This window comes from Brachybacterium sp. JB7 (genome assembly GCF_003335205.1).
Lineage (GTDB): Bacteria > Actinomycetota > Actinomycetes > Actinomycetales > Dermabacteraceae > Brachybacterium > Brachybacterium alimentarium.
The window spans coordinates 227,293-239,522 of sequence record NZ_QPGN01000006.1; the positions used below are offsets into that span (position 1 = coordinate 227,293).

The 12,230-nt window shown below is 72.9% G+C and carries 11 protein-coding genes; 7 read left to right on the plus strand and 4 right to left on the minus strand.

Annotated elements, in window-relative coordinates:
• Window positions 1-135 precede the first annotated feature (135 nt).
• The 5 genes from CIK81_RS10030 to CIK81_RS10050 are packed head-to-tail and all read left to right on the plus strand — an operon-like array spanning window position 136 to window position 5,629.
• Window positions 136-1,281 carry a glycerophosphoryl diester phosphodiesterase membrane domain-containing protein gene (locus tag CIK81_RS10030; RefSeq protein ID WP_114355657.1) on the plus strand — a complete coding sequence of 382 codons (1,146 nt, stop codon included), beginning with the start codon at window positions 136-138 and terminating at the stop codon, window positions 1,279-1,281.
• Entirely contained in the window at window positions 1,278-1,985 is a 708-nt protein-coding gene (locus tag CIK81_RS10035) for a DUF4129 domain-containing protein (protein WP_114355658.1), read from the plus strand. Before CIK81_RS10030 ends, CIK81_RS10035 begins: the two co-directional genes overlap by 4 nt.
• On the plus strand, window positions 1,982-3,232 hold the full coding sequence (locus CIK81_RS10040) for a DUF4350 domain-containing protein (protein WP_241964105.1): 1,251 nt from the start codon (window positions 1,982-1,984) through the stop codon (window positions 3,230-3,232). Before CIK81_RS10035 ends, CIK81_RS10040 begins: the two co-directional genes overlap by 4 nt.
• A complete protein-coding gene (locus CIK81_RS10045) occupies window positions 3,229-4,320 on the plus strand; it encodes a MoxR family ATPase (protein WP_114355659.1) in 1,092 nt (363 codons plus the stop codon). Before CIK81_RS10040 ends, CIK81_RS10045 begins: the two co-directional genes overlap by 4 nt.
• Before the next feature lie 10 nt (window positions 4,321-4,330).
• A complete protein-coding gene (locus CIK81_RS10050; RefSeq protein ID WP_114355660.1) occupies window positions 4,331-5,629 on the plus strand; it encodes a DUF58 domain-containing protein in 1,299 nt (432 codons plus the stop codon).
• A gap of 121 nt (window positions 5,630-5,750) precedes the next feature.
• Here CIK81_RS10050 and CIK81_RS10055 read toward each other — a convergent pair whose 3' ends face one another.
• Entirely contained in the window at window positions 5,751-6,746 is a 996-nt protein-coding gene (locus tag CIK81_RS10055; protein ID WP_114355669.1) for a stage II sporulation protein M, read from the minus strand.
• A 116-nt stretch (window positions 6,747-6,862) separates the two neighbouring features.
• On the opposite strand from CIK81_RS10055, the gene CIK81_RS10060 reads away from it, so the two are divergent.
• Window positions 6,863-7,714, plus strand: coding sequence for an RDD family protein (locus CIK81_RS10060; protein WP_114355661.1), 852 nt, complete (start codon window positions 6,863-6,865; stop codon window positions 7,712-7,714).
• A 123-nt stretch (window positions 7,715-7,837) separates the two neighbouring features.
• On the opposite strand, the gene CIK81_RS10065 is transcribed toward CIK81_RS10060, so the two are convergent.
• Window positions 7,838-9,631, minus strand: coding sequence for a phosphomannomutase/phosphoglucomutase (locus CIK81_RS10065; RefSeq protein ID WP_114355662.1), 1,794 nt, complete (start codon window positions 9,629-9,631; stop codon window positions 7,838-7,840).
• On the minus strand, window positions 9,624-9,965 hold the full coding sequence (locus CIK81_RS10070) for a DUF3499 family protein (RefSeq protein WP_241964106.1): 342 nt from the start codon (window positions 9,963-9,965) through the stop codon (window positions 9,624-9,626). Before CIK81_RS10070 ends, CIK81_RS10065 begins: the two co-directional genes overlap by 8 nt.
• A gap of 133 nt (window positions 9,966-10,098) precedes the next feature.
• On the opposite strand from CIK81_RS10070, the gene CIK81_RS10075 reads away from it, so the two are divergent.
• The gene (locus CIK81_RS10075; protein WP_096163463.1) at window positions 10,099-10,554 is read left to right on the plus strand and encodes a metallopeptidase family protein; all 456 of its coding nucleotides are present in this window, start codon (window positions 10,099-10,101) and stop codon (window positions 10,552-10,554) included.
• An 85-nt stretch (window positions 10,555-10,639) separates the two neighbouring features.
• On the opposite strand, the gene CIK81_RS10080 is transcribed toward CIK81_RS10075, so the two are convergent.
• Window positions 10,640-12,230: DUF5719 family protein (locus tag CIK81_RS10080; RefSeq protein ID WP_346218056.1), on the minus strand; the 1,591-nt coding region annotated here is incomplete at its 5' end.

Sequence of the window (12,230 nt, forward strand, 5' to 3'; positions counted from 1 at the left end):
CCGGAAGACGCATGACCATCGACGTTCGTCGGATCGGTGCAGGGCCCAGGAGTCCGTAGGTTGTCCTGGAGGACATCGCATCCCGCCCACCGGCCGCCGCCGGATCCCGGGTGCCGACGGACAGCAGGAGGACAGATGAGCACGGGCTGGACCGCACCGGGAGCGACCGAGGGAAGCTCCCAGCCCGACCCCACGGCGCCCCAGGGCTCCGTCGATACGCACCCCGCGCCGTCGCAGGGGGCACCGTCGGGGGCTCCTGCGCCGCAGGGACCCCGACGTGAGCTCGTGCAGGACATCCCGCTGTTCCCGCTGCGTCCGCTCAGCGTCGGCGAGGTCTTCGGCGCCGCCCTGCGCATCTATCGACTGCGGGCTCGCACCGTGCTGGGCCTGGCCGCCATCGTCTACGGGGTCGCCTTCGTGCTCGTCACCGCCACCACCGGGGCCGGGATGATCCCCGTCTTCGGGGACGTGCAGGCGCTGATGGAGGATCCCGAGGCGTCGGGCTCGAGCGACTACGGCACTTCGCAGATGCTCCTGACGGTCGTCTCCTCCCTGATCACCGGGATCTTCACGATGGTCGCCTCCTCCCTGGTCACGGTGGCGCTGACCCACGTGGCGATCGGTGAGGCGACCGGACGCGGCGCGAGCACGTCGCAGATGTGGGCGACGGTCCGGCGTCTCGCACTGCCCGCGATCGGCGTGAGCCTGCTGCTCGGCGTGCTCGGCACGGTGGCCTTCGCACTGCCCGCCGCCCTCGGCACGCTGCCGCTCCTCCTGCTCCAGGAGCCGACGGTGCTCACGATCGGCGCGCTCGTCGTCGGCGTGCTGATCGGGATCCTCGTCGCCCTGTGGATCTGGGCGCGCATGCTCCTGGCGATCCCCGCCCTGGTGGTCGAGCGCACCGGAGTGTTCGGCTCCATCGCACGATCCTTCCGCATGACCGCCGGTCGCAAGCTGTGGCGGGTCCTCGGCGTGGGTGTGCTGCTCTACGTGTGCTACACGCTCGGCACGCAGGTGATCTCCGGCGTGTTCAGCGTCGTCGCGATGATCGTCTACGTGGCGATCCTGCTGGCGTCGAGCATGCAGGGCCTGGTCCTGGGACTCGTCCTGATGACGATCATCATGATGATCGGCTCCTACCTCGCCACCGTGCTGCTGGCCCCGTTCCTCTCCGCCGGATTCGCTGCGGTCTACGCGGACAACCGCATGCGTCATGAGGCCTGGGACATCGACCTGATGCGCAGCTCGCGCGAGAACTGGTCGACGGACAGCACCCGATGATCGACGCAGGACCTCCGGTCTATGCAGGCCCTCCGGTCCCGGATCCGGACGAGGCGCGCTCGCGCGTCTTCGATGAGCTCTCCAAGGCCGAGTACGACGACTCCCCCGGATTCGTCCAATGGCTGCTCGGCGTGATCGAGCGCTGGCTCACCGACCTCTTCGACAGCGTCGACGGCACCTCCACCGTGCAGGTGGGGCTCGCGATCGCGCTGATGGCCGTGCTCCTCGTGGTGGTCGTGCTCGTGCTGCGACGCACCGGCCTGGTCCGGCGCAGCCACACGCTGGCCGTCGCTCCCGGTCTGGACGCCGACCCCGTGCTCAGCGCGCACGACCTGCGCGAGCAGGCTCGCACGGCGCTGAACGCCGGCCGCTTCGACGACGGCACCGTGCTCGCGCTGCGCGCTCTGGTCCGGGACCTCGAGGTCCGCACCCTGCTGGACGTCACCTCCGGGATGACCGCGCACGAAGCGGCCGCCCGCGCCGCCGCTCCGTATCCCGATCTGCGCGGACGCCTCCTGCGCGGGGCCGATGCCTTCGACACCGCCGCGTACTCGCACCGGCCCGCCACGGCGAAGGCGGCCGACGATCTGCTGAGGCTCGCCGAGTACATCGCCGAATCCGCCCCGGACCTCTCCACCGCGGACGACGTCGCCGCCGAGAACTCGACGCACGAGGACTCGACCCGGAACGAGGTCGGCGCGTGAGCACCCCTCCCCTCCCGTCCTCCACCGCCGCGACCGTGGGTGCGGAAGCCGCATCGACCGCGGGCGCTGCCGCCTCGTCCCCGTCGCCAGGTCGCGCCGCCGGCTCCTCCCCACAGACCGAGCAGCGTCGGCCCTGGCTGACCGTGCTGGTGGTCCTCGCGGTGCTCGGTGCGGTGCTGGCCTCCGTGGCCCGCGGCTACTACCGCGACGGCCCCCTCGAGCCGGACGCCCCGACCGGGCAGGGATCCAAGGCCGTGGTGCAGGTGCTCGAAGGGCTCGGCGTCGACGTGGAGGTCTATCGGCACACCGCGGATGCTGCGGCGGACCTGCGTGCGGGCCGCACGGTGCTGGTCACCGACCCGCGCGGGCTCTCTTCGACGCAGCTCTCCGCGCTCGCCGAGGCCCACGAGCAGGGCCCGGGTCGGCTCGTGCTGGTCCAACCGGATGACGAGGCGCTGTATGCCCTCGCCCCGGACATCACGCGGTCCGGCTCGCTGAGCACCGCGAGCGATCTGTCCCCGGGCCCCGAGTGCGGGGATCTCTCCCAGGGAGCTCGGACGGTGCACGTGCCCGGGGAGGACGGGCTGCGCGGCTCCTCGAGCCTCTACCGCGCGAGCGGGGAGGCGCGGTCGTGCTTCGCCGCGGAGAAGGGCGGCCTCGTAGCCGGTGCCGATCGACTCGTCGTGCTGGGCAGCGCCGATCTGCTCACCAACGACGGGGTCGCCGACGCCGACAACTCCGCGCTGGTGCTCAACACGCTCGGGGTCGACGGCGAGCTCACCTGGTACGTCCCCTCCGCCGGCGACCCCCTGGGATCCGACGGACAGGACCTGCTGACCTACCTGCCCGACTGGGCCGGTCCCCTCCTGCTGTGGCTCCTGCTGACCGCCGTGATCGCGGTGATCGCCGTCGCGCGCCGCTTCGGCCCGGTGGTCGTCGAACCGCTGCCGGTGACGGTGCGCCCGCAGGAGATCGTGCTGGGCCGCGCCCGACTGCTGCAGCAGGCCGACGCCCGGGACGCCGCCGCGACGTCCCTGCGCTCGGCCACGGCCACCCGTCTCGCGGACCGGCTCGGCCTGCGCCGTGAATCCGCGCTCGACGGCCTGGTGATGGCGCTGGCCCCCCATGTCGACCGTTCGCCCGAGCAGCTGCGCACGCTGCTCGGACCCACCCCCGTCCCCGACGACCAGTCCCTCGTGCGCCTGGCGCAGGACCTCGACGTACTCGAGAAGGAGATCGACCGATGACCGACACCACCCCCGGTGCCTCCCCGACCCCCGAACCGGCCGGCAGCGCCCCCGCCCCGAGCTCCGCGCAGGGAATCGGCGCGCACGGAGCCGATCCGCAGGCGGTCGACCCGCAGGAGGTCGACGGTCCGTCCGTCGATCAGGACACCCGCGCCGACCTGCAGCGCCTCTCGACCGAGATCCACAAGGGTGTGGTGGGCCAGGACGCGGCGGTGACCAGCCTCGTCGTCGCGCTGCTGTGCCGTGGCCACGTGCTCCTCGAGGGCGTGCCCGGCGTCGCGAAGACGCTGCTGGTGCGCTCCCTGGCGGCCGCCCTCGACGTGAGGATGCGCCGCGTGCAGTTCACGCCGGACATGATGCCCGGCGACATCACCGGCTCCCTGATCTACGACAACACCACGAGCGATCTCGTCTTCCGAGAGGGCCCGGTGTTCACGAATCTGCTGCTGGCCGACGAGATCAACCGCACCCCGCCCAAGACCCAGTCGGCCCTCCTGGAGGCGATGGAGGAACGGCAGGTCACCGTCGACGGTGCGAGCCGTCCGCTGCCCGATCCGTTCCTGGTGATCGCCACCCAGAACCCGCTCGAGTTCGACGGCACCTACACGCTGCCCGAGGCACAGCTGGACCGCTTCCTGCTCAAGGCCGTCATGCCCCTGCCCGATCGCGAGGTCGAGGTGGGAGTGCTGCGCCGGCATGCGGACGGCTTCGACACCACCGACCTCGCCGCGATGGGACTGGGTCCCGTGGTGGACGTGCCGTCGCTGCACCGCGCCCAGCAGGACGTCTCCCAGGTGGTCGCCGAGGACCCCGTCGTGCAGTACATCGTCGACGTGTGCCGCGCCACCCGTCGTTCGCCCAGCCTGTCGCTCGGGGTCTCGCCCCGTGGTGCGATCGCGCTGCTGCGCACCTCGCGGGCCTGGGCGTACCTCACCGGGCGCGATTTCATCACCCCGGACGACGTCAAGATGATGGCCCCGGCCACGCTGTCCCACCGCGTCCGTCTGACCACCGAATCCGAGCTCGAAGGAACCCAGGTCGAGTCCGTGCTGGCTGCGACCCTCGCCTCCGTGCCGGTGCCCCGCTGAGGCCCCGTCCATGAGGATCTCCCTGACTCCGCGCGCGGCCCTGGTCGCGCTCCTGGCGCTGCCGGTGATCGTGCTGTGGCCGAGATGGTGGACGCTGCTGGCGATGTTCGTGCTGTGGGCTCTCGTGGTGCTCGTCGACGCCTTCCGTGCCGCGAACCCGGCGTCGATCCGGGTGCGCCGCGAGTCCCCGGTGCAGGTCAGGCTCGGCAGGTCGGCGACGGGCCGGCTGCTGCTGACCAACCCGACCTCGCGCCCGGGTCGGCTCGAGGTGCGCGATGCCTGGAACCCCACCGCGGGGCTCGCCGCACAGCGCTCGACCGTGCTGGTCCCCTCCCTCGAGCGCCGTGCGATCGCGCAGACCTTCACCCCGACCCGCCGCGGCGAGCACTCCTCGCGCGCGCTGCTCATCAGCTCCCGCGGGCCGTGGGGGCTGGCCCGGCGCACTGCTCCGGCCGACGCCCCGGGCCGTCTTCTCGCCCTGCACCCCTTCGGCTCCCGACGCCATCTGCCCTCCCGCGTCCAGCGGCTGCGCGAGATCGAGGGTCTCGCAGCGGTCCACCAGCGCGGCCAGGGCACCGAGTTCGACTCGCTGCGGGACTTCGTGGACGGCGACGACGTGCGCTCGATCGACTGGCGAGCCACCGCCCGACGCCGCAGCGTGGTGGTACGCACGTGGCGCCCCGAGCGCGACCGGCATGTGCTGATCGTGGTGGACACCTCCCGCACGTCGGCGAGCAGGCTGGGCGAGTCCACCCGGCTGGACGCCGCGTTCGACGCGGCCCTGCTGCTCACGGCCCTCGCGGGTCAGGCCGGCGACCGCGTGGATCTGCTGTGCATCGACCGCATCGCCCACGTCTCGGTGCTCGGCTCGACCCGGACGAAGGTGCTCCACGACGTCGTCGCCGCCACCGCTGCGGTGGATCCGGCGCTGGTCGAGACCGACTGGGAGCTCGCTGCCGCCGCCATCGCCGAGCGTTCCCGGCGCGGTTCCCTCGTGGTGCTGGTGACGCCCGTGGAGGCCTCCGTGATGCACACCGGCCTGCTTCCGGTCGCCGCCCGGATCGCGAAGGACCATCCGCTGGTGGTGGCCTCCGTCTCCGACCCGGCCCTCGAGCAGCTCGCGGCGGGGCGCGGGGACATCGAGTCGGTCTATCGTGCCGCGGCCGCCGAGCGCGCCCGCGCCGAGCGCACCGGGGTCTCCCGTGCCTTCGAGCGGGTGGGTGCCCACGTCGTCGATGCCGCCCCGGACCACGCACCCCAGGCCCTCGCCGACACCTACCTCGCCCTCAAGGCCGCCGGGCGGCTCTGAGAGCCTGCGGCGAGGCGACGCGAGGCGCGGCGCGGCGCGGCGCGAGCCACGGGTACTCGTCAGTCGGCCGTGGCGCGGCGCGGCGAGGCGAGGCGAGGCGAGCGCGAGCCTCGGGTCCTCGTCAGCCCGCCGTGGCGACGCTGTCGCCCACCAGCTCCTCGGAGAGGTCCCCGGTGACTCCGCGACGATGCACCTGACGGCCGCGCCCGAGCATGAAGACCATGAAGGCCGCCCACGCGAGGACCCCCAGGCCGATGCGCACGGCGGGCGGCAGCGAGCTGGGGGTCACGAACGCCTCGAGCACGCCGGAGATCAGCAGCACCGGAACCAGACCGATCGCGACCGTCACCAGTGCCCGCGCGGCGTGCGACAGCGCCCACCGTCGTGGCAGAGAGCCGGGGCGCACCCAGGCCCAGAAGGTGCGCAGCCCGGCACCGGCGCCCACGAGCACCGCGGTGATCTCGAGCAGGCCGTGCGGTAGCAGGTACACGAAGAAGGTGTCCAGCCCGCCGTAAGCGCCCATCACGCCACCGGAGAGCCCCACGTTCAGGCCGTTCTGCACCAGCATGATCAGCGGCCAGAACCCGGTCACGCCGAACACCACGGCCTGCACGGTGATCCAGGCGTTGTTCGTCCAGACCTGGGCGGCGAACCCCGAGGCCTGCCCCTCGAAGTAGTAGGAGACGAAATCGCGCTCCGCCAGGGAGCGCTGCGCCTCCTCGGGCAGCACGAGGCTGCGGGCGACGGGATCGGTACCGAAGTACACGCCGGTCAGGACCGCCGAGACCAGGAAGATCGCTGCGGAGAGCGCCACCGCCCAGCGAGCCTCGTACAGCCCCGCGGGGAGGTCCTCCCACAGGAACGTGCGGGCGTGCTTCCACAGAGGGGTCCGGGCACCCGTGATGCGCAGGCGAGCTCGGTGCAGCAGCAGCGAGAGCCGGGCCGTGAGCGCCGGGTCCGGATTCGTCGAGCGCACGGTCGACAGGTGGGTTGACGTCTCCTGGTACAGGGCGAGCAGCTCGTCGATGCCGGCCGCATCGAGCCGGCGGGCTCGTGTCAGGGTCGCGAGCCGTTCCCACTGCAGTCGGTGCACGGCGATGAATGCGTCGGTGTCCACCACTTCAGCGTAGGTTCTCGCTACGCCCACGACCGCCGACGAAAGTCGGAGGCCGATGCTCCGGAAGCCGACGGTCGGTGCTGACTGCCCGGGCGCGCTGCTGACAGGATGGGGTCATGGCAACGATGGGCTCCGCCGCACCGGTCCTGCACCGCACCGAGGCAGACGCGATGATCACCGGGGACGCCGTGCTGCTGGATCTGCGCACCGCGTCCTTCCCCTCGCGCATGCTCGCGGCGGCGATCGACGGAGCGATCCAGCTGGTGCTCCTCACGCTCGGCACCGTCGCGGTGGTCGCCACCGCCGCCCGCGCGGATCTCGACGACGGGCTGATCACCGCCGCAATCATCACGGTGTCCGTCACCGCCTACGTCGGCTATCCCGTCCTGTGCGAACTGCTGATGCGCGGCCGCTCGGTGGGCCGACTCGCGCTGGGCACCCGCGTGGTGCGGGACGACGGCGGGCCGGTCCATGTGCGTCAGAGCCTCCTGCGCGCCGTGATGGCGATGCTCGAGATCTGGTCGACCGCCGGCTCCCTCGCGCTCACCTGCGCGGTGCTCGACCGCAAGTCCCGTCGCCTGGGCGACCTGCTGGCCGGGACGATCGTGATCCAGGAGCGCATGGCGGCCCTCGAGCCGCAGCGCCCCGATGTGCCCGAGCGCCTGCTGCCATGGGCGGAGTCTGCTGACGTCGGACGGCTTCCGGTGACGCTGCTGCAGGACATCCGCTCGTTCCTGCCCCGCGCGGCCCGGATCAACCCCGAGTCGCGTCTGCAGCTCTCGCGCGATCTGCTGCGGCGCACGCTCCCGTTCGTCGCTCCCGCGCCGCCACCGGGCACGGCTCCTGAGGAGTTCCTGGCCGCGGTGCTCGCCGAGCGCTCCCGCCGTGACGAGGAGCGGCTGCGCCGGGCGCAGAACCGGCGCCAGGAGCTGGCGGACGAAGTCCGCGCGTTCCCCTTCAGCGCCTGACCCCGCGCGGCTCAGGGGCCGCGGGTCAGCGGGAGCGCACGCCGAGGGCTCGCAGGCCTCGTGGGCGAAGACGTGCTCGGGACGTCAGCGCAGGAGACCAGCGCTGGCAGCCAGCGCAGGAGGTCAGCGCCCGGCGATCAGCACCGGGATGCCGTCTTGGACCGGGTGGCATCGTGCGCAGCCGTCGCACTGCAGGGCGGCGTCCACGTCCCGCAGCTCGCCGCCGCAGTCCGGACAGCGCAGCAGCGACCGCACCCAGGCGGGAACGTCCGCACCGCTCGCACCGGCCGGCAGTCGGCGCGGATCCTCCGTGGCCGTCTTCTCCACCACCGGGGCGGTGCCGTCGGCACGCGCTGCACCGGCCTCCGCGGACAGGCCTTCGCCGTCGGCCCCACCGGTCTCGTCCTCGACGGGCGCGTCGTCGCCGTCGTGCGCGGGCTCCTCGCCGTCGGTGGTCCATACGGAGACGGCCGGGGCGAGGTCCTCGTCCTGCGCGATCGTGAGGATCTCGTCCCTGATGCGGATCATCGTGGACTCGCGCTGCGCCTCGACGTTCAGTCGCAGCAGCGGCTCGGTGTTCGAGGACCGCAGTGAGAACCACCAGCGGTCCTCCGGTGCGGCGCCCTCGTCCCAGTGCACGACGGTCAGGCCGTCCAGGTCATCCGTGCTCGCGCCGGGCAGTTCGCGCACGTGTGCGCGCACCCGTTCGCGGGCCGCGACGCCATCCTCGACGCGGGAGTTGATCTCCCTGCTCGAGGGGTAGGGGTCGTGCTCGGCGACCAGGGCGGAGAGTGGTCCGTCGGTCTCGGCGAGCGCTGCCAGCACGTGCAGGGCGGCGAGCATGCCGGAGTCGGCGAAGAAGAAGTCCCGGAAGTAGTAGTGCGCGGAGTGCTCGCCGCCGAAGACGGCATCGTGCTCGGCCATGATCGCCTTGATCAAGGAGTGGCCGACGGGTGAGCGCACCAGCTCTCCCCCGGCTGCGGCCACTGTCTCTGCGACATGGCGCGAGGAGACCAGGTTCGCGACGACGGCGGGACGCTCCTGGCCCGACTGCTGAGCGCGGGCCACCTCGCGGCGGGCGATGAGCGCGGTGATCGCGGAGGGCGGCACCAGGGTTCCGGATTCGTCCAGCACCACGCAGCGGTCGGCGTCGCCGTCGAAGGCGAGGCCGAGGTCCGCTCCCTCGCGCACCACGGCGGCCTGCAGCTCGTGGAGGTTCTCACGGTTCAGGGGGTCGGCGGGGTGGTTCGGGAAGGTCCCGTCGAGCTCGAAGTGCAGCGGGCGCAGCTCCAGCTGATCGAGGCGTCCGAGCACGGCGGGCGCCGTGTGGCCCGCCATGGCGTTGGCGGCATCGACGACGAGGCGCAGCGGGCGCTCGGAGGGGATCGTGACGAGATCGTGGAGGGTGCCGGCGTAGTCCGGCAGCGTGTCCAGCACCTGGACCCGGCCCTCGCCGGTGGTGGGGATCTCGCCCGTTGCGAGGTAGGCCTCGGCGCGGCGGCGGATCTCGTCCAGGCCCGTGTCGCGGCTGATCGGAGCGGCTCCGGGCAGGCACAGCTTGAGGCCGTTGTCGGCAGGCGGGTTGTGCGAGGCGGTGATCATCACCCCGGCGGCGCGATGCAGCCCCGAGGCGCAGTAGAGCTGGTCAGTCGAGGCGAGACCGGCATCGGCGACGAAGGCTCCGCGTCGTACGGCACCGTCGATCACGGCGTCGGCCAGATCGGGCGAGCTGACCCGCATGTCGTGGGCGACGATCACGGCGGGTGCCTCGAGGAAGTCCGCGAAGGCCGCGCCGAGGGCACGGGCGACGTCCACGCTCAGCTCCTCGCCGGCGATGCCGCGCACGTCGTAGGCCTTCACCAGTCGCGAGAGGTCGGCACCTCCTGCCTCGGGACGCTCGGAGCGGAGGTCAGTCATCCGGGCCCCTGAGCACATGCAGGTGCCGCGGCCCCGTCTCCGCGTTCTCGCGTGCCCGGTGCGCCGCGCCGGACGCCCCGGCAGGTCGGGTCGCCGCGCGACGCGGCGGGGTGAGGGAGGCGGGGGTCGCGCGGGCGGGCGCACGGCGTCGCGAGGGCCAGCAGGTCGTCGCTGACCTCCTCGCGCCGCGCCCGCGCAGCAAGCTCCAGCCGCGCGGCGCGGTCATCCCGGCCGCGTGCTCGCGGCAGAGGTCATAGGCATGGGGTTCGCTGACCCGTGACAACGGGCCCAGCACCGCGGTGGAGTCCTCGTACACGAAGGTCAAGGAACTCACGGCAGGCCGCGAGCAGGCGGTTCGGGAGCATTCACGGGCTGGCACGCCCGGCAGTCTACTCAGGAGGTGCGTCGCTCCCCCGGCGGCGCGCCCTGACCGGTCCGGACGTGGCGCAGACCGCTACTGTGAACGCATGGATGTCGAGCCTCTCCGCCCGGGGTCGCCGGGCCCGCGCCAGGGTCCGCGCCGTCGCGATCGACGGGGCCGTGGTCGTCGCTGGGACCTGATCCCTCCGCATCTGCCCGGGTATCGCACCCGCCGGGAGCAGTTCGACGACCTGGTCGCCGATTCCGGTGCGGCCCTCGCTGAACGCTTCCCCCGTCGTCTGGCCCATCTCCAGGTGCTGGTCGAGGAGGTCCCACCGACGGATCCTGCCCCGTGGGAGGACGCGACGGTGCTGCTGGGCCGTGCGCTGCCGCCGAGCCGCGAGCATCCGGCACGGGTGATCGTGTACCGCCGCCCGATCCAGACCCGCTGCGCAGATGATCTGGAGCTGGAGACCCTGGTGCGCCAGGTGCTCTCCGAGCAGATCGGCTCCCTGCTGCACATCGAGCCGGAGGACGTCGACCCCGGCGCCTGGAGCGAGTAGGGACGCGGACCGCACGCCCGGTGGATGGTGCCGGTGGGATGCTGCCGGTCCCGGCGGACGCTGCGGACACTGCGGACCGGGAGAGTCAGTCCTGCACCCGCACGGTGAGCGTCTCGCCGCTCTGCTGCGCGGACAGCACGGGCAGCGAGGAGAGCAGCACCCCGTCGGCGCCATCGCTCTCGCGCTGCATCCAGGAGGCCCGCACGGCGCCCGGCACCTCGGGGACCACAGTGAGTCCGCTGGCCGGGGCGCCATCGACCGCGAGGGCCCGGGAGGAGACCCACACCGAGGCGTCCGCCGCGAGATCGACCTCGACCGGGGTCCCGGCGGAGCCGTCCGCGGCCAGCGGCACGATGCTCACGGACCCGGCCGTCTCGGCGGTGAGCGTCAGCCCACCGGCTGCCCCCTCGGCCGGCAGGGCCAGGACTCCGCTGGTGCCCAGTGCGGGAGCCGAGGAGACCAGTGTGAAATCGACGGGCGTGCCGAGGGTGTCCCCCGAGAGCTCTGCGCCGAGCGCGGAGCTGCGGGTCACGGCGAGCACGGGATCCGCCGCGGTGACGCTCACGGTGTAGGAGCCGTCCTTCAGCCCCGTGAGCGGGACCCGCACCACAGTGCCCGCGGGCACCTCGACGTCCTCGAGCCCGGCGGCGGCGATCGGGCCGTCCGCCCCGGAGACCGCGACGGAGGCGGTGGTGTCGCTGCCCTGGGGGTTGGTGAGCACGAGCTCGGGCTCGGTGCCCAGGACGTTCACCCCCGGCATGACCTGTTCGACGCCCGCCCCGGGGAGCGGGTCGAGGATCTCGGCCCCGCCGGGGGTGAGGCCGTCGCGCTCGGTGGTCTGGATGTGCATCGACAGCGGCGCGCCGAGCACCGAGGCCCGCACGCCGACGGCCTCGTGCCCGCCGGCGACGGATTCGAGCAGCACGCGCTCCTCGTCGCCGGGTGCGACGACGACCTGGCTGCGGCCCGCCATCGACGCCGGCCCGTCCTCGGTCCACACCTGGACCGAGGCCGTCGCGGGGCGCTGGGTCGGATTGCGCAGCACCAGAACGGAGCTGTCGCCCGAGGCGGTCGAGGCGCCGAGGAACGACGCGTCCGTGGTCGGTTCGGCGCAGCGGGTCAGGGCGAGCGACCGGAAGTCGCCGCTGGTGGTCGCGGTGGACTGCGCCGTATCGGCGACCGGGCGTCCCCCCTCGGCGGAGGCGGCGCGCACCACGGCGGAGTCCTCGAGCGTGGGGACCTGCTGGACGCCGACGCCGAGATCGGCCGAGGCCGTGGTGTCCTCGACGACGTCGCCCTCGGAGTCCTCTGTGGTGAGCACAGGGGCGCGGACGGTGCCGTCGTCCTCCTGGAGGGTCTCGGAGCTGCTCACCCGCCCGAACAGGACGGAGGAGTCGGGTTCGAGGGCGACGGAGCCGATCCCCACGCTCGTGGAGGGCGGCTCGACGGACAGCTCGGCATCGCCTGCTTCCTCGAGCAGGGCGTCGGGCACCTGGAGCGGCCCGGGGCACCGGCTGGACATCGCGCCGGGACGGGAGTCGGTCTCCGCCCGGGTGACGGCGGTCGGCTCGGAGGCAGGCGTCATCGCGATGACGCCGACGGCGGCCGCGAGCGGGAGCAGCGAGGCGAGGGCGAGCAGCGGACGCACCGGGCCGCGGTGCTCGTCGCGCGGCCTC

Coding starts and splice junctions, on each gene's coding strand:
- CIK81_RS10030 (WP_114355657.1), top strand. CDS start 136: ATGAGCACGGGCTGGACCGCACCGGGAGCGACCGAGGGAAGCTCCCAG.
- CIK81_RS10035 (WP_114355658.1), top strand. CDS start 1,278: ATGATCGACGCAGGACCTCCGGTCTATGCAGGCCCTCCGGTCCCGGAT.
- CIK81_RS10045 (WP_114355659.1), top strand. CDS start 3,229: ATGACCGACACCACCCCCGGTGCCTCCCCGACCCCCGAACCGGCCGGC.
- CIK81_RS10050 (WP_114355660.1), top strand. CDS start 4,331: ATGAGGATCTCCCTGACTCCGCGCGCGGCCCTGGTCGCGCTCCTGGCG.
- CIK81_RS10060 (WP_114355661.1), top strand. CDS start 6,863: ATGGCAACGATGGGCTCCGCCGCACCGGTCCTGCACCGCACCGAGGCA.
- CIK81_RS10065 (WP_114355662.1), bottom strand. CDS start 9,631: ATGACTGACCTCCGCTCCGAGCGTCCCGAGGCAGGAGGTGCCGACCTC.
- CIK81_RS10075 (WP_096163463.1), top strand. CDS start 10,099: ATGGATGTCGAGCCTCTCCGCCCGGGGTCGCCGGGCCCGCGCCAGGGT.